The sequence below is a fragment of the Candidatus Marithrix sp. Canyon 246 genome, assembly GCF_001723685.1.
GTDB lineage: Bacteria > Pseudomonadota > Gammaproteobacteria > Beggiatoales > Beggiatoaceae > Marithrix.
In genome coordinates this window covers 73963-99456 of record NZ_MCBX01000005.1, presented here as the reverse complement: position 1 = coordinate 99456, position 25494 = coordinate 73963, and the positions used below count along the sequence as shown (strand labels likewise).

27 protein-coding genes are annotated in these 25494 nt (G+C 33.0%); 17 read left to right on the top strand and 10 right to left on the bottom strand.

The features are described from left to right. Positions 1-3 precede the first annotated feature (3 nt). From BHU68_RS05140 to BHU68_RS05125, 4 genes are read left to right on the top strand one after another with little or no spacing between them, the layout of a single operon-like run. Positions 4-396 (top strand): VOC family protein, encoded by a 393-nt coding sequence (locus tag BHU68_RS05140; RefSeq protein ID WP_069470222.1) that lies wholly within the window; start codon positions 4-6, stop codon positions 394-396. Beyond that, a complete protein-coding gene (locus BHU68_RS05135) occupies positions 378-1955 on the top strand; it encodes a sodium:solute symporter (protein WP_069470119.1) in 1578 nt (525 codons plus the stop codon). Before BHU68_RS05140 ends, BHU68_RS05135 begins: the two co-directional genes overlap by 19 nt. A 29-nt stretch (positions 1956-1984) precedes the next feature. Next, positions 1985-3325: an ATP-binding protein gene (locus BHU68_RS05130; protein ID WP_069470120.1), complete on the top strand. Its 1341-nt coding sequence runs from the start codon at positions 1985-1987 to the stop codon at positions 3323-3325. Further along, positions 3306-3971 (top strand): hypothetical protein, encoded by a 666-nt coding sequence (locus tag BHU68_RS05125; protein WP_069470121.1) that lies wholly within the window; start codon positions 3306-3308, stop codon positions 3969-3971. The genes BHU68_RS05130 and BHU68_RS05125 overlap by 20 nt, the downstream gene beginning before the upstream one ends. Positions 3972-4014: 43 nt before the next feature. On the opposite strand, the gene soxZ (BHU68_RS05120) is transcribed toward BHU68_RS05125, so the two are convergent. Continuing rightward, positions 4015-4293, bottom strand: coding sequence for a thiosulfate oxidation carrier complex protein SoxZ (soxZ, locus tag BHU68_RS05120; RefSeq protein ID WP_069470122.1), 279 nt, complete (start codon positions 4291-4293; stop codon positions 4015-4017). Positions 4294-4305: 12 nt separating this feature from the next. Beyond that, positions 4306-4749, bottom strand: a complete 444-nt coding sequence (locus tag BHU68_RS05115; RefSeq protein ID WP_069470123.1) for a thiosulfate oxidation carrier protein SoxY — start codon at positions 4747-4749, stop codon at positions 4306-4308. A 28-nt stretch (positions 4750-4777) separates the two neighbouring features. On the opposite strand from BHU68_RS05115, the gene BHU68_RS05110 reads away from it, so the two are divergent. Beyond that, a complete protein-coding gene (locus BHU68_RS05110; protein ID WP_216092660.1) occupies positions 4778-5350 on the top strand; it encodes a c-type cytochrome in 573 nt (190 codons plus the stop codon). Between the two features lie 10 nt (positions 5351-5360). Further along, a complete protein-coding gene (locus BHU68_RS05105; protein ID WP_069470124.1) occupies positions 5361-6650 on the top strand; it encodes an NAD(P)/FAD-dependent oxidoreductase in 1290 nt (429 codons plus the stop codon). 294 nt (positions 6651-6944) lie between these two features. Here BHU68_RS05105 and soxZ (BHU68_RS05100) read toward each other — a convergent pair whose 3' ends face one another. The 4 genes from soxZ (BHU68_RS05100) to BHU68_RS05085 are packed head-to-tail and all read right to left on the bottom strand — an operon-like array spanning position 6945 to position 9646. Further along, positions 6945-7223 carry a thiosulfate oxidation carrier complex protein SoxZ gene (soxZ, locus tag BHU68_RS05100; RefSeq protein WP_069470125.1) on the bottom strand — a complete coding sequence of 93 codons (279 nt, stop codon included), beginning with the start codon at positions 7221-7223 and terminating at the stop codon, positions 6945-6947. Positions 7224-7232: 9 nt separating this feature from the next. Further along, the gene (gene soxY, locus BHU68_RS05095; protein WP_069470126.1) at positions 7233-7676 is read right to left on the bottom strand and encodes a thiosulfate oxidation carrier protein SoxY; all 444 of its coding nucleotides are present in this window, start codon (positions 7674-7676) and stop codon (positions 7233-7235) included. Between the two features lie 12 nt (positions 7677-7688). Beyond that, positions 7689-8114, bottom strand: a complete 426-nt coding sequence (locus BHU68_RS05090; protein WP_069470127.1) for a tetratricopeptide repeat protein — start codon at positions 8112-8114, stop codon at positions 7689-7691. Between the two features lie 50 nt (positions 8115-8164). Next, the gene (locus tag BHU68_RS05085; protein ID WP_069470128.1) at positions 8165-9646 is read right to left on the bottom strand and encodes a multiheme c-type cytochrome; all 1482 of its coding nucleotides are present in this window, start codon (positions 9644-9646) and stop codon (positions 8165-8167) included. Positions 9647-10037: 391 nt separating this feature from the next. Here BHU68_RS05085 and BHU68_RS05080 point away from each other — a divergent pair, with 391 nt between their 5' ends. Together BHU68_RS05080 and BHU68_RS05075 are read left to right on the top strand one after the other, a co-directional pair. Beyond that, entirely contained in the window at positions 10038-10634 is a 597-nt protein-coding gene (locus BHU68_RS05080; protein WP_216092661.1) for a c-type cytochrome, read from the top strand. 10 nt (positions 10635-10644) lie between these two features. Further along, positions 10645-11943, top strand: a complete 1299-nt coding sequence (locus tag BHU68_RS05075) for an NAD(P)/FAD-dependent oxidoreductase (RefSeq protein ID WP_069470129.1) — start codon at positions 10645-10647, stop codon at positions 11941-11943. Between the two features lie 167 nt (positions 11944-12110). Here BHU68_RS05075 and BHU68_RS05070 read toward each other — a convergent pair whose 3' ends face one another. Genes BHU68_RS05070 through BHU68_RS05060 form a run of 3 tightly spaced genes read right to left on the bottom strand, consistent with a single transcriptional unit; the run spans position 12111 to position 12859 of the window. Continuing rightward, positions 12111-12404, bottom strand: coding sequence for a DUF2326 domain-containing protein (locus BHU68_RS05070; protein WP_083234308.1), 294 nt, complete (start codon positions 12402-12404; stop codon positions 12111-12113). Continuing rightward, positions 12388-12657 (bottom strand): type II toxin-antitoxin system RelE/ParE family toxin, encoded by a 270-nt coding sequence (locus BHU68_RS05065; protein ID WP_069470131.1) that lies wholly within the window; start codon positions 12655-12657, stop codon positions 12388-12390. Before BHU68_RS05065 ends, BHU68_RS05070 begins: the two co-directional genes overlap by 17 nt. Beyond that, positions 12644-12859, bottom strand: coding sequence for a hypothetical protein (locus BHU68_RS05060; protein ID WP_069470132.1), 216 nt, complete (start codon positions 12857-12859; stop codon positions 12644-12646). Before BHU68_RS05060 ends, BHU68_RS05065 begins: the two co-directional genes overlap by 14 nt. A gap of 370 nt (positions 12860-13229) precedes the next feature. On the opposite strand from BHU68_RS05060, the gene BHU68_RS05055 reads away from it, so the two are divergent. Beyond that, the gene (locus BHU68_RS05055; RefSeq protein ID WP_069470133.1) at positions 13230-13463 is read left to right on the top strand and encodes a hypothetical protein; all 234 of its coding nucleotides are present in this window, start codon (positions 13230-13232) and stop codon (positions 13461-13463) included. Positions 13464-13585: 122 nt separating this feature from the next. Here the strand turns inward: BHU68_RS05055 and BHU68_RS05050 are convergent, their stop codons facing one another. Next, positions 13586-13870 carry a hypothetical protein gene (locus BHU68_RS05050; RefSeq protein ID WP_069470134.1) on the bottom strand — a complete coding sequence of 95 codons (285 nt, stop codon included), beginning with the start codon at positions 13868-13870 and terminating at the stop codon, positions 13586-13588. A gap of 49 nt (positions 13871-13919) precedes the next feature. On the opposite strand from BHU68_RS05050, the gene tyrS reads away from it, so the two are divergent. From tyrS to BHU68_RS05010, 8 genes are all read left to right on the top strand, one after another. After that, a complete protein-coding gene (gene tyrS / locus BHU68_RS05045) occupies positions 13920-15119 on the top strand; it encodes a tyrosine--tRNA ligase (protein ID WP_069470135.1) in 1200 nt (399 codons plus the stop codon). A 160-nt stretch (positions 15120-15279) separates the two neighbouring features. After that, the gene (leuD, locus tag BHU68_RS05040) at positions 15280-15921 is read left to right on the top strand and encodes a 3-isopropylmalate dehydratase small subunit (RefSeq protein WP_069470136.1); all 642 of its coding nucleotides are present in this window, start codon (positions 15280-15282) and stop codon (positions 15919-15921) included. Further along, positions 15918-16997 (top strand): 3-isopropylmalate dehydrogenase, encoded by a 1080-nt coding sequence (gene leuB / locus BHU68_RS05035; protein ID WP_069470137.1) that lies wholly within the window; start codon positions 15918-15920, stop codon positions 16995-16997. Before leuD ends, leuB begins: the two co-directional genes overlap by 4 nt. Further along, positions 16994-18004, top strand: coding sequence for an aspartate-semialdehyde dehydrogenase (locus BHU68_RS05030; RefSeq protein ID WP_069470138.1), 1011 nt, complete (start codon positions 16994-16996; stop codon positions 18002-18004). The genes leuB and BHU68_RS05030 overlap by 4 nt, the downstream gene beginning before the upstream one ends. A gap of 45 nt (positions 18005-18049) precedes the next feature. Next, positions 18050-19531, top strand: a complete 1482-nt coding sequence (locus BHU68_RS05025) for a type IV pilus assembly protein FimV (RefSeq protein ID WP_069470139.1) — start codon at positions 18050-18052, stop codon at positions 19529-19531. After that, positions 19525-20169 carry a hypothetical protein gene (locus BHU68_RS05020; RefSeq protein ID WP_069470140.1) on the top strand — a complete coding sequence of 215 codons (645 nt, stop codon included), beginning with the start codon at positions 19525-19527 and terminating at the stop codon, positions 20167-20169. Before BHU68_RS05025 ends, BHU68_RS05020 begins: the two co-directional genes overlap by 7 nt. Before the next feature lie 7 nt (positions 20170-20176). Then, on the top strand, positions 20177-21832 hold the full coding sequence (locus BHU68_RS05015; RefSeq protein ID WP_069470141.1) for a hypothetical protein: 1656 nt from the start codon (positions 20177-20179) through the stop codon (positions 21830-21832). A 23-nt stretch (positions 21833-21855) separates the two neighbouring features. Further along, positions 21856-25491 carry a glycosyltransferase gene (locus BHU68_RS05010; RefSeq protein WP_069470142.1) on the top strand — a complete coding sequence of 1212 codons (3636 nt, stop codon included), beginning with the start codon at positions 21856-21858 and terminating at the stop codon, positions 25489-25491. Positions 25492-25494 lie beyond the last annotated feature (3 nt).

Genomic DNA, 25494 nt, shown 5'->3' with positions numbered 1-25494 from the left:
AACATGAACATAACCAATATTGATCACATAGTTCTAACGGTTAAGGATATTAATGTAACAATTAAGTTTTATGAATCAGTTCTTGGTATGGTAGCCGAAACTTTTGCTGAAGGTAGAATTGCACTAAAATTTGCTAATCAAAAGATAAATCTTCATGAACAAGGTAAAGAATTTGAACCAAAAGCAAATCAACCAACTCCCGGTTCAGAAGATTTATGCTTTATTACTGATACCAAATTGGAAGAAGCTATGGAACATGTTAAGAGTACAGGCGTAGAAATAATCGAGGGTCCAGTAGCAAGAACTGGTGCAACTGGTTCAATTATTTCATTTTATTTCAGAGATCCAGATCAAAACCTTATTGAAGTGGCAAATATATGTCAACCTATAACATAACACTAATTGATTTAAGCATCATCGCAATTTATATCCTATTTATAATAGGATTAGGATTAAAACTTTCTAAGAAGCATCAAAACGCCGCTGATTATTTTTTAGCTGGACGTTCCATGACATGGTTTTTTATCGGAATTTCTCTATTTGCTTCTAATATTTCTAGTACGACTTTAGTCGGATTGGCTGGTAATGCTTATTCTAGCGGCATTGCTGTTTATAATTATGAATGGATGGCAGCAGTAGTATTGGTGGTTTTTGCCATTTTTCTATTACCATTTTATTTGCGTGCTAAAATTTATACTGTTCCTGAGTTTTTAGAAAAACGCTTTGATGTTAGATCGCGTTATTATTTTTCTATTCTGACTTTATTTCTTAATATTCTTGTAGATACCGCTGGTAGTTTATATGCTGGTGGTTTAATCATGACGCTAATATTTCCTGAGATACCGCTGTGGATAAGTATTGGTTTATTAGCACTTATAGCTGGTATTTATACTATTGCTGGAGGTTTAGCCGCTGTTATTTATACTGATGCTGCTCAAGCAGTATTATTATTAATAGGATCAGTAATTTTAACTATATTAGCTTTATCACAAGTAGGTGGATGGGATGCAGTATTAGCTGTTACACCAGCTGAACATCTCAGCTTAATTCGCCCCTTAGATGATCCTAATATGCCTTGGTTAGGTTTAGTTACAGGTGTTTTTTTATTAGGTTTCTACTATTGGGCAACCAATCAAGCTATTACTCAGCGCGTTTTAAGTGCTAAAAATCTTAATCATGGCAGATGGGGAGTTTTATTTGCCGGTTTTTTAAAATTATCTATATTATTTATCATGGTTTTTCCCGGTTTAATAGCCCGTATATTATACCCAGATTTGCCAAATCAAGATTTAGCTTATCCCACTCTAGTCTTTAACTTGTTACCAATTGGTGTTTTAGGTTTAGTATTAGCTGGCTTAATAGCAGCTATAATGTCAACTATTGATTCTACTCTAAATTCAGCATCAAGCTTAGTAACTATGGATTTTGTTCATAAACTGCGCCCAGAAATGAATAATAAGCAACTGATGTCGATAGGGAAATTAGTGACATTTATATTTATGTTACTTGCAGTAATCTGGGCACCACAAATAGCAAACTTTAATTCACTATTTAATTACTTACAACAAATTTTAGCTTATGCAGTATCACCTGTAGTTGCGATTTTTATTTTAGGGCTTTTTTGGCGAAGAGCTAATGCTAATGGAGCATTTATAGCACTTGTAAGTGGTGGTATTATTGGATTAATATTTTTTCTGATAAATGTAGTATTTGAATGGACAACAATTCATTTTCTGTATGTTGCACCAATTTTGTTTATTATAAGCTTAATAACTGCTATAATTGTCAGTTTAATGAGCAAAACACCGACTATAGAGACAGATCTAATTTGGACAAAAGAGTTTTATGATGCTGAAACACGCGACTTACAAAATTTAGCTTGGTATCAAAATTATCGGGTGTTGTCAGTATTGCTTTTGGGTTTGACTGCTTGGGTGGTGGTTTCATATTGGTGAAATAAGAAAACCATAAAGTTAATAAAATCATGAAAATAAGTCAAATAGACATTAAAGATTATAACCAATTTAAAAACCTTACACTTGACTTAACTTATCCTAAAGGACATAAAAAAGAAGGTAAGCCTTTGGATAAGATTTGTTTTCTTGGGCAAAGTGGTACGGGAAAGACAAGTTTGCTGAATGTTATCAGGGCAACTTTGACAGGAAATCTGACTATAGAACATAATTACGATTTGCAAGGCATACTGATAACCGCTTATTTTAAAGAATTCAAAAGTATTATCAAAATCAGCAATGAGGATGATATTTTATGGGATTGGAAAACGCTTCCACCTCAAAATTTTCTTGAAAAATTTTATCTAGGTAAAAATAAATTAATATCGTTTCCAGCCGAAATAATCACCAATATTAATCAAATTTTACAAGAAAAACCGCTATCTTTCGAATCCCATTTTAAAATAGAAAAATTTGAACAAGAGCAGTATAAAGATAAACAAATCTTTGATTTTGAAAATGATAATGTATTAGCAATCTGGAATGATATTTTAACCGACATCAATGCTTATAAAATAAAAGAGTTAAAATACAGTCAGCAGATTACCAAAGCCCTTGGCATAAGTGCTGACGAAGGTGGGCGTGCTTTTGAAAATTATAAGCGGTGGAAAAAGGAAAATCCTAATCCGCTTGAAGAATTAGCCCAACAATTGAATCTCATCTTGAATAAATTTTCTTTAGCTGTCAAAACTTCATTTGATTTTAAATCGGCGGATGATTTAAAATTCATTGAAATACAATCTATTGATGGTAAGGATATTCCCTATAGTGGCTGGAGTACTGGTACTAAACAAATAATATTAACCATGACACCATTGTTTAAATTGAATACTGAGGATAGCATTATTTTGCTTGATGAACCAGAAAGATCATTATACCCTGATATTCAATATGAAATTATCAACTATTACACAGGATTAGCACCTAAAGCACAATTACTCTTTGCCACACACTCACCAATTATCGCCTCGGCATTTGAACCTTGGGAAATTGTAGAATTGAAATTTAATAACCAAGGTACGGTTTATCAAGAAAAATATTATGAAGGTGAAAGACATGTTGATAATTATTTTATAGATCCGCGTTATTTGCGGTGGGATGTTATATTAATGCGTGTTTTTGATTTAGCCGTTGAAGGTAACGAAAAATTCAGGAATAAAGCACTTACCCAAGCGGCTAGATTAGAAACTATTCTTTCAAAACTCAAGGCTGAAAACAAGATAGATACTGAAGAAGGTCAAAAAATATGGGCGGATTATAAAAAACTAGCGACGAAACTCGCTTGGAGATTAGATGAATATGAGGAAGATTGATAAAACTCAAATTCTAGCGACAGCATATAAATCGTGGATCAGACAATTAGAAAAGAACAATCAAATACATTCTAAATATTATTCATCACATAAATACTATAAAGATGTGTTAGTTAGCTTACTTTTTTGTCAGCAAGGTTTATGTGCCTATACAGAAATTATGATTGCTGAAACAGAAAGATGTAGTCCAAATAACTTTGATCAAGCTGGAAGATATATCGAAAAGACAAAACAAGAATCCAGTTTTTCGGCTCAATTAGATCATTTTGATAGCAGCCTCAAAGAAAAATATGGTTGGCGTTGGGAAAATTTTTTTGCCATTTCCGATAAAATAAACATTGAAAAAGGTGCTCAACCAGTAGATGAAATTCTGAAACCTGATTTTCCTAAATATAATCCTTACAAACTATTAGACTATAATGAAAAAAGGCATCTATTTCATGCCCATCCTGATATTAAAGATGAAAATATAGTTGAAAGAATTGAAAATATGATTTTAGTATTAGGTTTAAACCAAGGTACTATCAAAGATAATCGAAGAGCATACTTGGAACCTAAAAAAAAGAGCCTGTTATTAGGTAAAGAAATAGAACCAGTTTATCAATTTTTCACAGCATTTGAAATGTTGAAACAAAACCTACTATAGTCTTTCAGACCTGTCAGGTTTTGAAAACCTGACAGGTCTTTATTCATTTAATATTTTTCTCAACTTCACCAGCATCACCTTGACTATCTTTCCAAGTCAATTTTACCGGTTCACCTTTATTGCCACCTTTAAATTTAAAGGAAAAATAAGGGTTAGATGATATACCCATTCCCCAGTTAGCTGACATTATAACTTTGCCCTGATGTTCAAAAGTTACTTCTGTAATAAAATGTGTTCTTGTCATTGGATGTTTCACTAGTGCTTTCACTGTCGTAACATCACCTTTTACCCTTGATAGAATACGTGTTCTAATTCTTGCCATCTTATTATACTCCTATATACAACCACTAAGGTTTACTGTTACTTGTTTACGTGCAGTATATAATTGATTCTTGGTTTTTACCATTACAATTACATTACCAGTTTTACTTATTTTTACGCGAGTTTTAATCCAAGGTAGAACATTATCAGCAAATTTAAATTCACCAAGTAATGGTGCTGGATTCGTTTCTGATATAATGCTAATTGATTCTACATTAGCTAAATTTGTTTGAATTTCAACCGGAACAAATCTACCATTTTCTACATTATTTGGAATTTTAATGATGATGTCAGAACTTTCTATCGCTTCTGCATCAGGGTATAGTTTTTTTAAAACAGCATTAATATTTTTAGACTCAAAGGCTATTTGTGGCCATTTTGCCATTACTGCTGATGGTAATGCTAAAGCTAGTATTCCGCTAAGGCTTTTTAAAAGCGTTCTACGTGATAAACTCATATCTTAATCATCTCTAAAGGTAAAAAATATGTCAACTCAATTAGTAAAGTATATATTATTTTCTATAATTTCGCTGATTTTCAGCATTCCAGTTATGGCAATAGACACATTGATGTTAGTTAATACTTGTGTTAATTGTCATGGTCCTAATGGCTCTAGTCTTGGTCCAGCAACGCCTTCTATTGCTGGAATGTCTAAATTTGCTTTTACTCAAGCAATGCAGAAAGCAAAAAATAATGAACGTCCAACTACTATTATGGGACGTATAGCACCTGCTTATACAGATGCAGAAATTGAAATTATGGCGGATTTCTTTTCTAAACAAAAACTTGTAATTTATCCACAACAATTCGATGCCGAAAAAGCTAAGAAAGGTGTAAGACTTCATAAATATTATTGTGCAAGATGTCATAGAAATAATAGTCGTTCTGGTATTCTTGCAGGGCAAAGGATGCCTTATCTGAAAATTAGTTTATTAGAATTTTTAAATAAAACTCGTTCTGCTCCTACTAAGATGATGAAAAAGTTACAATTAATGTTTGATAAGTATGGTGAAGATGGTATTGATGAACTGGTTCATTATTATGCTAGTCAAAAATAAGGAATAGAAAATGTCAAATTTTACCAGAAGACAATTTATAACTATAGCCGCTGCTGCTGCTAGTATAGTCAGTATTCCATTTATAGTACGAGGTGTTAGTAAAAAAGTGCTTGTAATTGGTGGTGGCTCAGGTGGTGCTATTGCCGCTAAATATATTCGTATGGCGGATCAGAATATTGATGTGACGCTGATTGAACAAAATAAGTATTACCATACTTGTTTTATGAGTAATGAAGTATTAAGTGGTAAACGCACAATAGATTCTATTAAGTTTAGTTATGATGGCTTAAACAAATATGGTATCAATATCATTCATAGTCGGGCAATAAATATTGATCCTGTTGCTAAAAAAGTTCGTCTTGCTGGTGGAGAAGAAGTTGCTTTTGATAAATTAATTGTGTCACCGGGTATAGAGTTTAACTGGGATGCTATTGAGGGTTATAATGCTGAAATTGCGGAAAAAATACCTCATGCTTGGAAAGCTGGCTCACAAACTGTTACTTTAAGAAAACAGTTAGAACAGATGAAAGATGGTGGCAGTGTAATTATTTCTATACCAGCTAAGCCATTTCGTTGTCCTCCCGGACCATATGAACGCGCTAGTCAGATAGCCAATTATTTTAAATATCATAAGCCTAAGTCAAAGGTATTACTGTTTGATGCCAATCAAGCCTTTTCTAAACAAGCTTTGTTTACTCAAGGATGGGAACAGATGTATGGATATGGTACTGATAACAGTATTATTGAATGGATTCCTTCTAATTCCGAAGGAAAAGTTACTGGAGTTAATGTTAAGGCAAATGCAGTTATTGCAGGTGAATTTGAAGATGAATATCCAGCAGATGTGCTAAATATCATTCCTCCACAAACAGCAGGTAAAATAGCTATTGATAGCGGTTTAACAAATGATAGTGGTTGGTGCCCAGTTAATCAGAAAACATTTGAATCAAGCTTGCATAAAGATATTCATGTAATTGGTGATGCTTGTATAGCTAGCCCGATGCCTAAATCGGCTTATGCTGCGAATACTCAAGCAAAAGTCTGTGCTGAAGCAATTGTATCTGAATTACAAGAACGAGAAATGGCAACACCATCTTACCTTAATACTTGTTATAGTGTTGTCGGAGATGATTTTGCTATTTCAGTAGCGGCTATTTATCGTTTAGAAAACGGTAAGATAGTATCAATTAAAGGTTCAGGTGGTCTTTCAGCTTTAAATGCTTCAGCAGCAACTCGAAAGTATGAAGTAGCTTATGCTCATAGTTGGTTTAATAATATTACTTATGATATGTTTAATTAACTGATGTTACGCAGAACTCTTCTAACATTGATATATCCTGTAGGTTGGGTTAGATTTTTTTACGTAGTAAAAAAACGTAACCCAACAAGAATGTGCCATCAAATGTTGGGTTACGTTATCGCGCTACGCTTGATAATCTAACCCAACCTACAAAATATATTATAAACAGATAGAAGAACTGTGCGTAACATCAGTAATTAATACATAGTCCAACATAAAATATGATTCTCCCGCAAGTATCTGTAGGGAAGGCTATCAGACCTGTCAGGTTTTTAAAACCTGACAGGTCTTTATTCATTTAATATTCTTCACAATTTCACCCGTATGATCCTTATTATCTTTCCAACTCAATTTTACCGGTTCGCCTTTATTGCCACCTTTAAATTTGAAAGAAAAATAAGGGTTAGATGATATACCCATACCCCAATTAGCTGACATTATAACTTTGCCCTGATGTTCAAAAGTTATTTCTTTAATAAAATGTGTTCCTGTCATTGGATGTTTCACTAATGCTTTCACTGTAGTAACATCACCTTTTATCCTAGATAAAATACGTGTTCTAATTCTTGCCATCTTATGCCCCTATACACAACCACTAAGATTTACTGTTATTTGTTTACGTGCAGTATATAATTGATTATTTGTTTTGACCATTACAATTACATTACCAGTTTTACTAATTTTTACACGAGTTTTAATCCAAGGTAGAACATTATCAGCAAATTTAAATTCACCTAGTAATGGCACTGGATTAATTTCTGATATAATGCTAATTGATTCTACTTTAGCTAAAGTTGTTTCAATTTCAACGGGAACAAATCTACCATTTTCAGCAATAGCTGGAACTTTAATGGTTATATCAGAACTTTCTATTGCTTCTGACTCAGAATATAAGTTTTTTAAAACAGCCTCAACATTTTTAGATTCAAAGGCTGTTTGTGGCCATTTTGCCAGTACTGCTGATGGTAATGCTAAGGCTAGTACTCCACTAACGCTTTTTAAAATCGTTCTACGTGATAAACTCATCTATTAATCTCCTTATTTACTGTGGTGATTAAGCTTTTTATTAATTCTTTCTAGTAATTTCTTAGCTTCTTGTTGGTTTGCATCTATCTTTAGTGCTTGTTGGAAAGTAGCTTGTGCTAAAGAATAAGCTCCATTATGCCAATAAGCTATACCAAGAATAGTAAATAGTTTAGCATTATTAGTATCTAAACTCAAAGCGCGTTGAAAATAGGAAATACTTTCTTTTAAGCGATGTTGATTTAAATACAATGCACCTAGTTTTAAATTAATAGCTAAGGATTTTTCATTTAATTTAAGTGCTTGCAGATAACTTTGTTCTGCCTGTTTCATTTTACCAGCTTTCCAATATTTATTACCATCTAAAATAAGTGTATCTATATTAGTTGCTTGTGCAAATATTGGTATAGCAATAAAAATTAAAATAATAATTTTTCGCATAATATTTCCAATATTCAAGGTTTAAATAAACCCTGAATATTAAGTCATTTTTATTTCATTGAACCTTTACCGTAACGAGCTTCATAGCCTTTACGAACCTGATCAATTGCATCTTTATTTAAGCCATCAAAGAACCAAGCATGACCTTTAATTGGTTTAAAGTATTTTTCAAGTAAATGCTCTGCTTCTTTGTCACCGACTAATTCTTTTAGCTCAGGAATAAATTCAAAGTAAGTATGTTTTGCTACTTCATACATACCATGCCACCAAGCGTAATCTGGACCCATCATAGCAGCACCGTGACGAGCGCGACGACCTTCATGATGCCAAATTTCCCACCAAACCCATTCAATTGTTTCATCAAAAGGTGATGGAGTGATTTTACCAGTCTTTTTCAGTTCAGCCATAATCGCTGCAATTGGTTTAGCAAATTTATTATTATATAAATTAACTAAGTCATCAAATTGTTTATAATGCCCTTTGATTACGCCGCTGGTATGACAAGCATTACATACCATTTCCATATTTTCACGTCGATCTTTCCAAGTCATAATTTCTATAACTGTACCACCTTTGGCTTTAGGATGATCAGGTTTATCACCTACTTTAGGTAAAGGTTTGCCTTCAGGTACATCATATTGATGATCATTATCTAAACGTACCAAATTAATTTTATTAGAAATAGGAGTACGTAAATTCCAAGATATACGTTCACCAACATCATGAGTTTTTGGTAATAAAGGTGCTGCACTCATATGGCAAGTAGCACAAGTAGGAGCGGCACTATAATCAATACCAGCAACCCATTTATCAGAACCAAGATTCATTTCAGCAATACTGGCTTTATAAATAATACCATGCTTAGATTCTTCATAAATTTCTTTTTGTGGATGATCTGGACCTAAGTGACATTTACCACAAGTATCAGGAGTACGGGCTTGAGCGCGAGAAAACTTATGACGACCATGACATGCTGTACAAGCTCCGCGTGAACCATCTGTATTTATGCGACCAATACCAGTATTTGGCCATGTCTCAAGTGTGGGTTTACCTTTTTCATCAATCTCAATTTTATTACCATGACATTGCTTACAGCCTACTGTTACAGCTTCTGGTCCACCAAGAACTTCGCCTAATAGGTTATCTAAAGATGATAAAATTTCAGCAGCACTGGAATGATGAGAACGTTGAAATTCCTTCGATTCAGCTTGATGACATTTAGAACAATCTTTTGGACTGACAATCACAGCAATATATTGACCTTCATGTAAAAAAGCATCTTTCTCAGCCTTTTCTGCTTGATGGCAATCCAGACAATTTACACCACTTTGACCATGTTGACTATTATTCCATTGGTGATAAATACCCGGTGTTTCTGTCATGTGACAATTTGTACAAAACTGTCCTTCCTTCTTACCCCAATCTACTCCAATTTGACCAGCTGGGCGAGCTGCATTTGCCATTCCTGAAAATAATATTAGTAAACCTACTAATATTACACCTAAATTTATAATGTTTTTTCGGATGATCACAAATCGTCCTCCTATATGAATATGAAATATGGATTAGTCTCCTATAATACCAATAAAAATATATTTTAGCAATTTTTTATTTTTTTACTTAAAAAATATTTATTTATCATAGATTAATATTTTTTACATATGTTAAGTTAGTGTATTAGTAATTGCTTAGTTAATGATAATTATTATTATTGTTAATGTTATTAAATTCTAATATATAATGCTGAAAATACAGCTTAATACCTTATTATCATGGTTTGTTAATATTAATATATTCTAATATATAGAGATAAAAATATGATTATAATTTTTATTGCAGTTTTTGAAAATTTTGATTAAACTAGCAAGCTGGTAGATTTATCTTAATAAAGTTCTATTTATATATAATAAAGAAGGTAACAATATGTTTACTAAAATACTAAGGTATATATTATTTGCTATAACTTGGCTGATTTTCAGTCTTCCTGTTATGGCGGTAGATATAAATACATTGATGTTAGTTAATACTTGTGTAGGTTGTCATGGTCCTGATGGTTCTAGTCTTGGTCCAGCAACACCATCTATTGCAGGAATGTCTAAATTTGCTTTTATTCAAGCAATGCAAGAAGCAAAAACTAATGAACGTCCAACTACTATTATGGGACGTTTAGCACGCGGTTATACGGATACAGAAATTGAAACTATGGCAGATTTCTTTTCTAAACAGAAACCTGTAGTTTATCCACAACGAGTAAATGCCGAAAAAGCTAAGAAAGGTGCAAGACTTCATAAATATTATTGTGAAAGTTGTCATAGAGATAATGGTCGAAAAGATGAGCATAATTCAGGTATTCTTGCTGGGCAATGGATGCCTTACCTGAAAATTAGCTTGTTAGAATTTTTATCTGGTCGCCCTGCTCCTACTAAGATGAATAAACGTTTAGAATTCATCGTTGACAGTTATGGCAAAGATAGTATTGATGAATTGGTTCACTTTTACGCTAGTCAAAAAGAACAATAAGGAATAAAATATGTCAAATCTAAGTAGAAGACAATTTGTAACGATAGCGGCAGGTAGTGTAGCAGCGGCTGGTATGGTCAGTTTTCCATTTATAGCACGAGGTGCTAATCAAAAAGTGGTTGTAATTGGTGGTGGTTCAGGTGGTGCTATTGCCGCTAAATATATTCGTATGGCAGATCCGACTATTGATGTGACGCTGATTGAACAAAATAAGTATTACCACACTTGTTTTATGAGTAATGAAGTTTTAAGCGGTGAACGGACAATAGATTCCATTAAGTTTAGTTATAAAGGCTTAAATAAATATGCTATAAATTTTATTTATAGCCGGGCTATGAATATTGATCCTGTTGCTAAAACAATTCGTCTTGCTGGTGGAGAAGAAGTTGCTTTTGATAAATTAATAGTGTCACCGGGTGTTGAATTTAAGTGGGATGCGATTGATGGTTATAATGCTGAGGTTGCAGAAAAAATACCTCATGCTTGGAAAGCAGGATCACAAACTGTTACTTTAAGAAAACAGTTAGAAGAGATGAAAGATGGTGGTACTGTAATTATTTCTGCACCACCTAAGCCATTTCGTTGCCCTCCCGGACCCTATGAACGTGCTAGTCAGATAGCTAATTATTTTAAACATCATAAGCCTAAGTCAAAGGTATTGCTGTTTGATGCCAATCAAGCATTTTCTAAACAAGGTTTGTTTACTCAGGGATGGGAAAAGATGTATGGATATGGCACTGATAATAGTATGATCGAATGGATTCCTTCTCATGAAGAAGGTGAAGTCGTTGGAGTCAATGTTAAGGCAAATGCAGTTATTGCTGGTGAATTTGAAGATGAATATCCAGCAGATGTTCTCAATATAATTCCTCCACAAACAGCCGCTAAAATTGTTCTTGATAGTGGTTTAACAGATGATAGTGGTTGGTGCCCAGTTAATCAGAAAACATTTGAATCAAGCTTGCATAAAGATATTTATGTTATTGGTGATGCTTGTATAGCTGGTCCGATGCCTAAATCAGCTTATTCAGCGAATACTCAAGCAAAAGTCTGTGCTGAAGCAATTTTATCTGAATTGCAAGGGCGAGAAATGGCAACACCATCTTATGTCAATACTTGTTATAGTGTTGTAGGAGATGATTTTGGTATTTCAGTAGCGGCTATTTATCGTTTAGACAATGGTAAGATAATATCAGTTCCAGATTCTGGTGGTATTTCACCTATAGATGCTTCAGCACAAACTCGAAAATATGAAGTAGCTTATGCTCATAGTTGGTTTAGTAATATTACTTATGAGATGTTTAATTAGGGTTTCTAGTTAGCTTGTGCTGACTAGAAAAAAGCTAAAGTCAGTGAAGTTGGATCTAGTGAGGAGTGCCTTATGGCACGCACTCCTCACGCGCGGTAGTGTCATACACTGCTAATCTGTGCATTTCATTTTTTCTAGTCAGTGCCAGCTAACCAGAAAAATCATTTTTACTTTTCAAAATCACCAAAGTTTTGATTTAAAGTACCTTCTTCATTTAGGGTCATTATATATTGAAACTTGATTCCTTGTGATAAGGTATTTTCAATTAAATTATATAATTCAATAAAATGCGCTCTATCCATGCCATCAAATAGTCCATCATGAATCAAAAATCTTGGGCAATTGATCTGGTTTTTGATAGTGTGTAATAAAATAGCAATATCATAAACTAATGTTCTACCTCTATTTTGACCTTTTGATTCTCCATCATAAAAATTGATCTTATCAATAAACCTCATCATGCGAACCTATATTGACTAAAATTATCTCTTCATCAACTATTTTAAGAGTTAAAACTATTCTATATTCATAAGTCAAAGAACAAGAATGATATTTACTTAAATCCCCTTTTAATTTATGAGTTCTGAGTGAAGAGTGAAAAGGGTCAATTTGAAGTTGTTTTAAAACTTTTGCATATTTCACAAACAAATCTTTGTGTTGCTTAAAAAACTTCTTTTCATTTTTCTCATATTGAGAAGTTTTAATCAATTGCATTTTTTAACTCTTCAATATATTTATCAACATCATCTATTTTATGAACTCTACCATTTAAGATATCATCTTCAGAATTTTTAAGTTCTTCTAAAAATTCCTCTCTTTTATCAATAGTTTCAACTTTTACTCCATCAAAACGATTTAACAAAAACAATATTTTTTCTACCAAACTGTCTTGAATTTCTACTTTTAAAGTTTGCATAATTTATCCTTTTAATATTGGTTAAGTAGTGGTTTCAATTTTATCACCAGCTTTGGCTGATTTAACATCTGCAACTACTTGAGATAATTTACAAGCCAATCAACGCTCCAGTATCAGTAATAACTGTCATTTTTTATTCTCTATCTTCTGGAACAAAAGTTCTTCAGCACGCCTAGAAATATCAGAACGTCTACTACAATAGTTATACTTAAATTCAATTGCTTGCATTTTTATATTGTTATTGATTGTGATTTAATAATTGGTTATATGATAAACGAAAAGTTTCTTTAGGGCAAGCACTCAAAACAATGCAATCATCCATATTTTGAGCCTTCCTGATCTGTTGCTATCCCTTTAGGTTGATAATAGTATGATCGAATGGATTCCTTCTCATGAAGAAGGTGAAGTCGTTGAAGTCAATGTTAAGGCAAATGCAGTTATTGCTGGTGATAATCAGAAGACATTTGAATCAAGTTTGCATAAAGATATTTATGTTATTGGTGATGCCTGTATAGCTGGTCCGATGCCTAAATCAGCTTATGCTGCTAATACTCAAGCAACAATACTTGTTATAGTTCAACAGCAACTCGAAAGCATGAAGTAGCTTATGCTCATAGTTGGTTTAATAATATTACTTATGAGATGTTTAATTAATAGTTGATTCCCCTTGTAAAAAGGGGGAATAAGCTGCTTCCACCAGATACTCATCTGGTAAAATACCTCATCCTAATCCCACCAATCTTTTATATCTTCCATTATAGTTTGTATTTTTAATTTCTTAGCTTGTATTATAAATTTGTAACGATAGTAATTTGGATTTACTTTTATCTTAAATAATAAACGACGATAAAATAGTATAATAACGGTATAGTCAAAAAAACGATTCTCATCACTTACTATGTTAAATCGTTTTCCATTTTTAGGCTCTGAGCTAAAGATACACTTGAGGGGTTTTTTTTTTAAACCAGTCAGTGGATCCAGCTCAATGCCAGAACATCTGAAAGTTTTCATAATTTTAATTATGTTAAAATAAGTACTTAAAATATATTAATAATTGATTATGTTAAATATAACAGAAAATTTAGAACAAATCAAATTAGGTTGTTCTGAAATCTTACTTGAAGACGAATTACGTATAAAATTAGCAACTGGTAAGCCTTTGCGTATTAAGGCAGGTTTTGATCCTACTGCTCCTGATCTACATTTAGGACATACAGTATTATTAAATAAATTACGTACTTTTCAACAGTTAGGTCATAAAATTTTATTTTTAATTGGTGATTTTACTGGCATGATTGGTGATCCAACTGGCAAAAATGTCACTCGTAAACCTTTGTCGCCTGAACAAGTCATAGAAAATGCTCGCAGCTATCAAGAGCAAATTTATAAGATTCTTGATCCAGATACAACTGAGATTTGTTTTAATTCATCGTGGATGGATAAAATGTCAGCTAGTGATTTGATTAAGTTAGCTGCTAAACATACGGTGGCACGGATGTTAGAGCGCGATGATTTTCATAAGCGTTATACTAGTGGGCAGCCTATTGCTATTCATGAGTTTTTATATCCATTAATTCAAGGCTATGATTCAGTGATGTTAAAAGCTGATGTTGAATTAGGCGGCACTGATCAGAAATTTAATTTATTAGTTGGGCGTGAATTACAAAAAAGTGAAGGGCAAACTCCACAAGTAGTTTTAATGATGCCGATTTTAGAAGGCTTAGATGGTGTACAAAAAATGTCTAAATCTTTAAATAATTATATTGGTATTGATGAGCCAGCAAATGAGATGTTTGGTAAATTAATGTCAATTTCTGATACATTAATGTGGCGTTATATCGATTTATTGAGTTTTAAAACGCCGGCAGAAATTAAAAATTGGAAACAATCGGTAGATGATGGTGCAAATCCACGTGATATTAAGGTAGAATTTGCTCAGGAAATTGTGGAACGTTTTCATAGTCGTGCAGCGGCAAAAGATGCTTATGAACAATTTGTAGCTAGGTTTAAAAAAGGGCAAATGCCATCAGATATGCCAGAAATTACTTTAGTGGCACAACAAATACCGATTGCTAATTTACTCAAAGACGCTGGCTTAACTCCTAGCACTTCAGATGCAATGCGTATGATTAAACAAGGTGCGGTTAGAATTGATGGTGAGCGCGTTAGTGATCGTAGTTTGAAAATTCCTAGTAATTCAGAACATGTTTATCAGGTTGGAAAACGCCGTTTTGCACGAGTTTCGGTGAATGAAAAATAATAAATAATGCAAAAATTTACAATTTTAACAGATATTGTAGGGTGGGTAGAGCGAAGCAAAACCCACCATTTCGGCTATTTTGGTGGGTTTCGCTACCGCTCTACCCACCCTACATCTACTACATCTACATCAGTAATAACGATCAACGTTCGTAAAAATAATGCAAAAATTTACAATTTTAACAGGTTTAGTAGCACCTTTGGATCGATCAAATGTCGATACTGATGCTATTATTCCTAAACAGTTTTTAAAGTCCATTCATCGTAGTGGTTTTGGTCCAAATTTATTTGATGAGTGGCGGTATTTAGATCATGGTGAACCGGGGCAGGATTGTTTTAATCGCCCTTTAAATACAGATTTTATACTTAATCTGCCTCGTTATCAAGGTGCTGAAATTTTATTAGCGCGTCGTAATTTTGGTTGTGGTTCAAGTCGTGAACATGCACCTTGGGCTTTGTTAGATTATGGTTTTCGGGCTATTATTGCTCCTAGTTTTGCTGATATTTTTTATAATAATTGTTTTAAAAATGGTATTTTGCCAATTATTTTAGATGAAAATCAGCTTGATAGTTTATTTAAGGCTGTTGAATTTACGCCTGATTATAAACTTACTATTGATTTAGAAGCCCAAACTATAACCACTCCAACTGAGGATGTTTTTACTTTTTCAGTTGATGATTTTAGAAAACATTGTTTGATCAATGGTTTAGATGATATAGAAATAACTTTACAATATACGGATGAAATTGTAGCTTATGAACAGCGACGTAAGCAAACAGAACCTTGGATATTTAATAAATGAAAACGATTGCGATATTACCCGGTGATGGCATTGGTCCAGAAATCATTGCTGAGGCTATTAAGGTATTAGAAGTTTTACAGCAAGATGGTTTAGATGTACAGTTAGAGCAAGCCTTAGTTGGTGGTGCTGCTATTGATGCTACTGGGCATCCTTTGCCTGCTGAAACTTTGGCATTAGCAAAACAAGCTGATGCAGTTTTATTAGGGGCAGTTGGTGGATATAAATGGGAGCAGTTAGATATTGCTATTCGCCCTGAAAAGGGTTTATTAGGTTTACGTTCAGAACTTGAACTATTCGCTAATTTAAGACCAGCTTTGTTATTTCCTGAATTAGCTTCAGCGTCAACTTTAAAGGCTGAGGTGGTAGAGAATTTAGATTTACTAATAGTACGGGAATTAACTGGTGGTATTTATTTTGGGGAACCACGCGGTGTTCGTACTTTCGATAGTGGTGAAAGACAAGGTTTTAATACTTTAGTTTATACTGAAACTGAGATTGAGCGAATTGCGCGAGTGGCGTTTGATAGTGCCCAAAAACGTAATAAACGTCTTTGTTCAGTAGATAAAGCTAATGTATTAGAATCTACTGAGTTATGGCGCGAAGTAGTAACAACTGTGAGTAAGGATTATCCAGATGTGGAACTTAGTCATATGTATGTTGATAATGCCGCTATGCAGTTGGTGCGTGAGCCTAAACAGTTTGATGTGATAGTCACAACTAATATGTTTGGTGATATTTTATCTGATCTGGCTTCTCAATTAACTGGCTCGATTGGGATGTTACCTTCTGCATCTTTGGATGCTAATAATAAGGGTATGTATGAGCCAATACATGGTTCAGCTCCTGATATTGCTGGAAAAAATCTGGCTAATCCTTTGGCAACAATTTTATCAGTTGCTATGTTATTACGTTATAGTTTTAATCAAGAGACATTTGCTGAACGAATTGAAACTGCTGTCAGTAAGGTTTTACAAGCTGGTTTACGCACTCAAGATATTGCAAGTGAAAATACTAAATTAGTAACTACTAGTGAAATGGGTGACGCTGTAGTTGCAGCGATTAAGGAAAATAAATGAGTAAAAAGTTTAATGTTGCAGTAGTAGGTGCTACTGGTGCAGTTGGTGAAACTATGATGTCCATTTTGGAAGAGCGCGATTTTCCAGTGGATAATTTATATCCTTTAGCTAGTGAGCGTTCTGCTGGTAAGCGTATTCAGTTTAAAGGTAAATCTGTAGTTGTTGGTAATTTAGAGAAATTTGATTTTTCTAAGGCGCAAATTGCTTTGTTTTCACCGGGTGCTTCAGTTTCAGCAATTCATGCACCGCGTGCTGGTGAGGCTGGTTGTGTAGTTATAGATAATACTTCACAATTTCGCCGTGATCCTGATATTCCTTTAGTAGTGCCAGAGGTTAATCCTCATGCTATTGCTAATTATAAACCCCGCAATATTATTGCCAATCCTAATTGTTCTACTATTCAAATGTTGGTAGCATTAAAGCCAATTTATGATGCGGTAGGAATTGAACGAATTAATGTTGCAACTTATCAATCAGTGTCAGGCACTGGTAAAAATGCGCTTGAAGAACTGGCTAAACAAACTGCTGATTTGCTAAATGCTAAACCGATTACAGCTAAAGTTTATCCAAAACAAATAGCGTTTAATGTTTTACCACATATTGATGTTTTCATGGAAAATGGTTATACCAAGGAAGAAATGAAAATGGTGTGGGAAACGCAAAAGATTTTTGAGGATGATAAAATTTTAGTAAATCCTACAGCGGCTCGTATTCCAGTATTTTATGGGCATTCTGAAGCGGTGCATATTGAAACTCGTGATAAAATCAGCGTCGAACAAGCGCGTGAAGTGTTAAAAAATGCTCCCGGTGTCGTTTTGATGGATGAATATCCTACCGCAGTTACCGATGGAGCTGGTACAGATCCAGTGTTTGTGGGGCGTATTCGTGAGGATATTTCTCATCCACGTGGATTAAATTTATGGGTAGTTTCTGATAATATTCGCAAAGGTGCAGCACTGAATAGTGTGCAAATTGCAGAAATTTTAGTAAAAGACTATCTAGCTTAATTAAATAAACCTACGATATCGTAGGTTTTAGAAGGAACTAAATTGATGAGACATATAGTCTATGTAATAATAACCAGCTTTTTTATTACAAATAGTTATGCCTTAGAATTAAGTCATATTACATTAAATTCTAAATTTAATGAACCTTTAAAAGCTCAAATAAAAGTTTCATCTATTCCGAAAAACAGTATTTCTAATCTTAAAGCTCAACTGGCATCAACTAGTAATTTTAATCGAGCTGGTATTAAGCCAGTTGCATTTTTAGAAACACTAGAATTTGCTATTGAAAATACTAGTGAGACTTCAGCTAATATTAATATTACTAGTAAGGAAATTGTTAAGGAACGGGTATTAAATTTTTTAATTCAATTAAATTGGAGAGGTGGGCGAATTTTACGTGAATATGCACTATTATTAGATCTTCCATTGTATAAGAAAAAAAAGGATAATTTTTATACTGTGACTAAGGATGATAGTTTATGGAAAATAGCAGATAAAACTCGTCGCAAGGGAAAAACTGTAAGACAACAAATGTTGAATATATTTAATACTAATAAACAGGCTTTTGCTAGAGAAGATATGAGTTTGCTGAAGGTGGGTGCGAGATTAAAAATTGCTAGTTTAACTGAAAATATACCGATTGCACCAGAAACAGCTGAAGTTAAACAAAAACCAGTAATAATGCCGGTAGATTCATCACCACGATTACATATAATTGCACCTAAATATGATGAAAAACTAATTAATCAAATTAATAAACTGATAGAAAAAAATACTAGTATTGAATCTGAAAATGGTTATTTGAAACAAGAATTGTCAAAAAATAATGAATTATTAGCGGCTATGAAAAAACAGTTGGATGACATGAATAAGATGATTGTGCTGCAAAATAAACAATTATCAGAATTGCAAACTCAGTTAAATCAACAAGTAGAGACAAATAAGAGACTGCAACCACAACAAAAGGATACGACAAAAGAATGGTTGAATTCACCCTTAGCTTGGTTAAGTATTGGTGCTATGATACTGTTATTATTGCTAATATTTTTTATAATTAAAATTTTTCGTTCTAGTGATAATGAACCTAATTATGTGGCTAAATTAGTGGCAAATGATGCAAAAAATGAAGAATTTAATGATTATGACGATGATTTATCAACAGGAATTACAGATGAATTAGAAAAATATTTAAAGGGAGAATCAGCTTTATCTTTAGAACAAGAATTATCAGATGCTTTATCTGTTGAAGAAGAAAAAGATGAAGATGAAGATGATGAAGAAGAACTCTTATCTTTAAGTGAAGAATGCTATTTTTTAGATTTTGATAATAATTACCCAGTAGAATTAGCACCAGAAAAGAATGAAATATCATTAGATAAGCTATTAGTATTAGAAGGAAAGCTGATAGAAGATGAAGAATTATTTTTAAAAAAGGTGGGTGATGATATGTTAGATGAATTATCGCTTGCTGATGAATCTACATCTTTAAGCTTGGATGAAATTTATACTAAGGAATTGGCATGTTAAAACAAACATCAATAATAATATTATTATCTATAGGTTTAATTTCTGCCTGTACAGAATCAGTAAAACCGACTAATACTGTCAAACAAACAAGTTCGATAGATAAACTAGAAAACTTTGTACCAACCAAACTACAAATTGCTAGCGGCTTATTGGAGGGAATTGCCGCCCTTCCCTATCTATTAAACATTCCTATTATAACTATTAATAAAGCTTTAATTGAAGTTCAAGCAGAAATCAGCTTGGATAAAACTTACCAAATAGTATATGGCAAAACATTCAAAGAAGTACCACCAGTAAGCGGTAATACCGGTATTAAATACAAAGGAATAAAACAAACCAATAAGTTTCTCAAAAAACTACTAAATGAAGAATATAGCTTTACAGCACTTGAAAGTGATCAATATATATTAATATCTCTAATCAACAAATCAAAAGAAGTAATTGATTGGGCGGCATTACCAAAAAAATACTTGCAAACTCAAAAAGCACAAGCAATACTAATTACCTTAGCCGCGAATTCGGTATTAAACGAAAAAACAATGCCAAAATATAAGGAAATAGAAACACGTTGGGTGAAATCTGCGCGTGAAATTGTTGAACAGCGATTTGATGAGATTAATCAGAGGATGGGAGTTTAGTACAACAATGTTAAAATCATTAAAAATAAACATTTTATATAATAGTGGTATTAATAAGCACTATAACTTATTTATCCTTTTTTTGTGTCTTATTATTTTATTTTCTCGTGAACCAGATGCTTTTTTTAATCCTCAGTTTTGGGCTGAAGATGGAACTATATTTTTTAAACAAAATCTGACTTTAGGTTTGGAAGCTATTTGGCAACCTTATGCAGGCTATTTACATCTTGTACCTAGATTGATAGCTTATATAAGTGGTCTTTTTCCTACTTTATTTATTCCAGCACTATATAATTTAAGTTTTGTTATCCTAACACTTTTTGTAATAAATTATTTATTAAGTTCAAGAATAGATCTGTCTTTTAAACCATTACTAACTATTGCTATAGTACTTGTTCCATATAATGGGGAAATACTTATGAGTATTAGCCATATACAATGGTTACTAGCTATTATAATAATTTTATTTATTATTCAAGAAAAAGCAAATACTAATCGACAATTATTATTGGATACCATAATAATAACAATCATTGGTTTAACAGGTCCTTTTATTCTTCTATTTCTTCCCTTATTTGTTTTTCGTTTTATTTATATTTGTCGAAGTTATTATAGTATATATATTTTTTGTATTGCTTTACTACTTTGTTTTATTCAAGGATATTTTATCTTCCAAACAGGAAATATAAATAGCGGAGCAAATTCAAGTTATAGTCTAGAAATTTTAGGACAAATATTAGCAATGCGTTTTTCAGGAACACTTTTTTTTGGAGAAGATATTTCGCTTGCTATGAACTATAATCTATTATTATTCATAAGCATAATAATATTATTTGGATTATTGATATTAGGAATATTAAATCTTAATAATCGACAATTACCAATTTTAATTTTTCTGATTAGTGGCATTATAGTCATAGTTAGTACTCTTTATAAGTTCAGATATGATTTAGATCCTCTAATACAATTTGATTATGGAACACGCTACTTTTATATTTTACATCTTTTTACAATCTGGTCTCTCATTTTGTTACTTAATTCAAATGGAATTATTAAATATATCTCTGCCTTATTATTATTGATATTCTTACTTTCTACATTTACTCACTTTCAAGCTACTCCTTTAACAAATTATCATTGGGAAAAATACTATAAACATATTGAACAAGGAGACGCAGTAAAAGTTCCAATTAATCCAAATTGGTCATTATGTTTCAATAATTGTCAGAATAAAAATGTATACCCAATGCTTCATTCAACACCCTATAAAGTAAGTTCACCTAATCAAGAAGCAATAGAAAATACTCACTTAGTATTGATGGTACATGCTCCCGGTGAAATGCGTTTTAAACTTTCTGTTGGTAAACATAAACTCAGTGGTCAATTTGGTATTCTTAAGGGAGCATATAGTGCAGAAACTAAATTTCCTACTGATGGTGTAGAATTTAGTGCTATAATTACGGATCAAAATGGTCAAGAATCAATCTTATTTAAAAGGTTTTTGAATCCACGATTGGTAGCGCAGGATAGGGGATTACAGAATTTTATGATTGTTTCCTTTGAAACCAAAAATAATGCTGAATTGGTCTTACGTACTAACCCCGGTGCTAATGGCAACAGTGACTGGTCGTTTTGGAATGCAATCAAAATTGATAAAAATTAATAAAATATTACTATAAACTATTTATGTCAAAATCAACAAACCAAAAAAAATCAAAACAGTCAAATCGTCCGTTGATTTCTGTAATTGTTCGTACTCAAAATCGACCTCATTTGTTAGCTAAAGCTTTGCAAAGCATTGCCGCTCAGACTTATCCATTGGTTGAAACGGTTGTGGTTAATGATGGAGGTAGTGATGTTGCAGATGTAGTGTCACGTTTTAAATCCTTGATTAGCCAAGGTGTACAATTAATTGAGCATGAACAAATACGTGGACGTTCAGCGGCTGCTAATAGTGGTTTGCAAGCAGCGCGTGGTGTTTGGGTTTCATTTCTTGACGATGATGATTCCTTAGAACCTGAGGGTTTGGCACGTTTAGCTAAGTTTATTGATTGGGATAAAGATATTATTTATGGACAGGTGCAAGTATTGCACATGGCGGCTGAACCAGAAAAAATTTGTAAAGGAGGAATATTTGGCGATCCTCATGATATGGATAGCTTATTACTGAATAATACGATTCCTATTTGTGCCTATATTTGTAAACGTGAGTTAGCAATTGCTGTTGGTGAATTTGATGAAAAATTTGAATTTCTTGAAGATTGGGAGTTTTTTTACCGCTTATCTCAGCAAGGATTAGTACATTATGTAGCTGAATTAATAGCCAATTATTGTATTTGGGGTGATTCTCATATAACAGGTAAAAATAGTGAATTAGAAGTACATTATCGTCGTAAGTTTTTTGAAAAACATTTATCTTCATTTTCGCCAGATATTCTGCAACGCACTAGTCTCAATTTTTTTGAGATTATGAATCGTAAAAGGGATGATGTACACTCTCATTATCATAACTTAATCAGTCAAGCTGAAGCAGAACATGCCAATAAACTAGCTCATGTGCAAACAGCCTTTGAGCGCAAATCCGAAGAAATAGAAGCCGCTAATGAGCATAATAAATCCTTAGCAGAAGCTAATCAATCTCTCGTTCAATCGAATCAGAAACAGCATGACAGAATGCTACAGTTGGATATAGAACTGCGGCATATCCAAGCTGCTTTTGAGCAGAAAGTAAAAGAAATTGAAGCCACTAATCAACATAATAAATCCTTAATAGAAGCTAATCAAAAACAACATGATAACATATTACAGTTAGACTCTGAATTTAATACAACAAAGGCGCAACTTACTGAAAAACTGAATACAACAAATGCGCAACTGACTGAAAAACTTAATACAACAAAGGCGCAACTTACTGAAATACAAACACAACTAGCTGAATCGCAAGCACAACTAAACGCCACACTGCAAGAAAAACAGTGGTGTGCAGAACAAGTAGGAGCATTCCAACAATGTCAACAACAAACTCAAAATCTACAAATTCAAGTCAACCAACTTACTCATAAGATAAATAGAGATAATCAACGTTGGGTAGATAGAATGCGTGAGGTAATGAGACGTACTCTGATGCCTGTTGTATTTGATACTAATGCGGAACTGTTAGATTTATCTGCTTTTGGTTTAACCATAGAATTGCGAGGTTTAATTGCTGAATCTAGTGAAATACCAAAAATTGTTCCACCTTATGAAGGTTTAGATTTTCCCATACCCGTACTTCAAGGAAAAACTCTACAATGGTCATTTACTTGGCAGGGTCCTTTATTAGTCAATACCTTGATGCTTAAAATTGGTACTTATTGTCGAGTTAATCGCTGTCATTTGTGTTTATCTATTACGCCTGTTAATGAACAAATTGATGAACCTATAACAGCTCAATTAAATGGCGAATTTGCTAAAGATAGTGTTTATGCAGCTTTTTCATTAGATCAACCTTTAAAAACGGGTTCTTATATCTGTCAGTTAAGTTCTCCTAATGCAGATAATCTTAATAATGTATTAGCTGTGTGGCTAACCACAAATCATAAAGCGAAAGGTGGTGCTATAGTAAAAAATTATAACTATGTATCACCAAATCGTGCAGTTCTGACTAATAGCTTAGATAAATTTGATTATTTGCCGATTATAAGTATAGTGATGCCAACTTATAATACTCCAGAGAGGTTTTTAATAGAATGTTTGGATTCTGTTGTAAATCAAATTTATCCTAATTGGGAACTTTGCATAGCAGATGATGCTTCTACAGAACCTCAAGTACATAAAGTCTTGGATTCTTATCAACAACGTTTTCCTGAGAAAATTAAAATCACTTACTGTGAAACTAATCGGCATATTTCTGCAACCAGCAATGCCGCGCTGGAATTAGCAACAGGTGAATTTATAGCATTGTTAGATCATGATGATCTGTTGACAGAAGATGCTTTATTTGAAGTGGTTAAGTTATTAAATCAAGAAGATGAGCAGATTGATCTTATTTATTCAGATGAAGATAAATGGGATGATACATTAGAGTGTTTTGATGAACCTTTCTTTAAACCAGATTGGGCACCAGAAATTCTTAAAGGGCAAATGTATATTGGTCATCTTGGTGTATATTGTAGAAGTTTGGTAAATGAAATTGGCGGTTTTAGGGAAGGCTTAGAAGGTAGTCAAGATTGGGACTTAGTCTTAAGATTCACAGAAAAAGCTAAAGGAATCAGACATATTCCAAAAATTTTATATCATTGGCGTAAACACAGTAATTCTACTGCTGTTAATTCTGATAATAAAACATATGCAGCTACAGCTGGTTTAAGAGCCGTTAAAGACGCACTAGTTCGAGAAGCTGAAGGCGGAAAAGCTGTTTTAAATAAAGGTAATAATTTTATTTCAGTAGATTATCCTGTTAAAGCAAAACCTTTAGTATCTATTATTATTCCAACTAAAGATAAGAGTGAATTATTAAAAGCTTGTATTGATTCTATTCTGAGTAATACTACTTATTCCAATTGGGAAATCATTATAGTAGATAATGGTAGTGAAGAAGAACAAACTTTCCGTTTATTTAAAAATTATCAAAAACAGCTAGGCACTGAGATTTTTAAAATATGCCATGAACCCGGTCCATTTAATTTTTCTTATTTGGTAAATCAAGGAGTTAAAGCTGCACAAGGTAGTATTATTTTGTTGTTGAACAATGATACTGAAGTCATTAGTTCTGCTTGGTTAGAAAAAATGCTTGGTTATGCACAACGTGAAGCTATTGCTTGTGTGGGTTGTAAACTTTTATATGATGATGAAACAATACAACATGCAGGAGTAGTCAGTGGGTTAGGCGGTGTTGCTGGGCACAGTCATGTTAATTTTCCAGTAGAAAGTTTTGGCTATGTTGGTCGTTTAACTATAGTCGCAAATTATTCTGCTACAACTGCGGCTTGTATGATGATTAAACGCAGTTTATGGGAAGAAGTGAATGGATTTGACGAAAAAATCGCAGTAGCTTTTAATGATGTAGATTTTTGCTTAAAATTATTAGATCGCGGTTATAGACATGTAGTTATACCAGATGTATTGATGTATCATCATGAGTCAAAAAGTAGAGGAATAGAAGATACTCCATTAAAACAACAACGTTTTGCTAAAGAAGTTGAAATTTTACAAACACGTTGGAAAAAATTCATAGATGCTGATCCTTATTATAACAAACATCTAACTCAAGTTAAATCAGACTATTCTATAAGTCAAGATTCAATTTACTATTGTGAAGAGGATGAGGATATCTTACGATAATGA

What these genes read in the sequence shown, in the direction of transcription:
- BHU68_RS05140 (WP_069470222.1), top strand. Translation starts at nt 4, where the DNA reads ATGAACATAACCAATATTGATCACATAGTTCTAACGGTTAAGGATATT.
- BHU68_RS05135 (WP_069470119.1), top strand. Translation starts at nt 378, where the DNA reads ATGTCAACCTATAACATAACACTAATTGATTTAAGCATCATCGCAATT.
- BHU68_RS05130 (WP_069470120.1), top strand. Translation starts at nt 1,985, where the DNA reads ATGAAAATAAGTCAAATAGACATTAAAGATTATAACCAATTTAAAAAC.
- BHU68_RS05125 (WP_069470121.1), top strand. Translation starts at nt 3,306, where the DNA reads ATGAATATGAGGAAGATTGATAAAACTCAAATTCTAGCGACAGCATAT.
- soxZ (WP_069470122.1), bottom strand. Translation starts at nt 4,293, where the DNA reads ATGGCAAGAATTAGAACACGTATTCTATCAAGGGTAAAAGGTGATGTT.
- BHU68_RS05115 (WP_069470123.1), bottom strand. Translation starts at nt 4,749, where the DNA reads ATGAGTTTATCACGTAGAACGCTTTTAAAAAGCCTTAGCGGAATACTA.
- BHU68_RS05110 (WP_216092660.1), top strand. Translation starts at nt 4,778, where the DNA reads ATGTCAACTCAATTAGTAAAGTATATATTATTTTCTATAATTTCGCTG.
- BHU68_RS05105 (WP_069470124.1), top strand. Translation starts at nt 5,361, where the DNA reads ATGTCAAATTTTACCAGAAGACAATTTATAACTATAGCCGCTGCTGCT.
- soxZ (WP_069470125.1), bottom strand. Translation starts at nt 7,223, where the DNA reads ATGGCAAGAATTAGAACACGTATTTTATCTAGGATAAAAGGTGATGTT.
- soxY (WP_069470126.1), bottom strand. Translation starts at nt 7,676, where the DNA reads ATGAGTTTATCACGTAGAACGATTTTAAAAAGCGTTAGTGGAGTACTA.
- BHU68_RS05090 (WP_069470127.1), bottom strand. Translation starts at nt 8,114, where the DNA reads ATGCGAAAAATTATTATTTTAATTTTTATTGCTATACCAATATTTGCA.
- BHU68_RS05080 (WP_216092661.1), top strand. Translation starts at nt 10,038, where the DNA reads ATGTTTACTAAAATACTAAGGTATATATTATTTGCTATAACTTGGCTG.
- BHU68_RS05075 (WP_069470129.1), top strand. Translation starts at nt 10,645, where the DNA reads ATGTCAAATCTAAGTAGAAGACAATTTGTAACGATAGCGGCAGGTAGT.
- BHU68_RS05070 (WP_083234308.1), bottom strand. Translation starts at nt 12,404, where the DNA reads ATGATGAGGTTTATTGATAAGATCAATTTTTATGATGGAGAATCAAAA.
- BHU68_RS05065 (WP_069470131.1), bottom strand. Translation starts at nt 12,657, where the DNA reads ATGCAATTGATTAAAACTTCTCAATATGAGAAAAATGAAAAGAAGTTT.
- BHU68_RS05060 (WP_069470132.1), bottom strand. Translation starts at nt 12,859, where the DNA reads ATGCAAACTTTAAAAGTAGAAATTCAAGACAGTTTGGTAGAAAAAATA.
- BHU68_RS05055 (WP_069470133.1), top strand. Translation starts at nt 13,230, where the DNA reads ATGATCGAATGGATTCCTTCTCATGAAGAAGGTGAAGTCGTTGAAGTC.
- BHU68_RS05050 (WP_069470134.1), bottom strand. Translation starts at nt 13,870, where the DNA reads ATGAAAACTTTCAGATGTTCTGGCATTGAGCTGGATCCACTGACTGGT.
- tyrS (WP_069470135.1), top strand. Translation starts at nt 13,920, where the DNA reads ATGTTAAATATAACAGAAAATTTAGAACAAATCAAATTAGGTTGTTCT.
- leuD (WP_069470136.1), top strand. Translation starts at nt 15,280, where the DNA reads ATGCAAAAATTTACAATTTTAACAGGTTTAGTAGCACCTTTGGATCGA.
- leuB (WP_069470137.1), top strand. Translation starts at nt 15,918, where the DNA reads ATGAAAACGATTGCGATATTACCCGGTGATGGCATTGGTCCAGAAATC.
- BHU68_RS05030 (WP_069470138.1), top strand. Translation starts at nt 16,994, where the DNA reads ATGAGTAAAAAGTTTAATGTTGCAGTAGTAGGTGCTACTGGTGCAGTT.
- BHU68_RS05025 (WP_069470139.1), top strand. Translation starts at nt 18,050, where the DNA reads ATGAGACATATAGTCTATGTAATAATAACCAGCTTTTTTATTACAAAT.
- BHU68_RS05020 (WP_069470140.1), top strand. Translation starts at nt 19,525, where the DNA reads ATGTTAAAACAAACATCAATAATAATATTATTATCTATAGGTTTAATT.
- BHU68_RS05015 (WP_069470141.1), top strand. Translation starts at nt 20,177, where the DNA reads ATGTTAAAATCATTAAAAATAAACATTTTATATAATAGTGGTATTAAT.
- BHU68_RS05010 (WP_069470142.1), top strand. Translation starts at nt 21,856, where the DNA reads ATGTCAAAATCAACAAACCAAAAAAAATCAAAACAGTCAAATCGTCCG.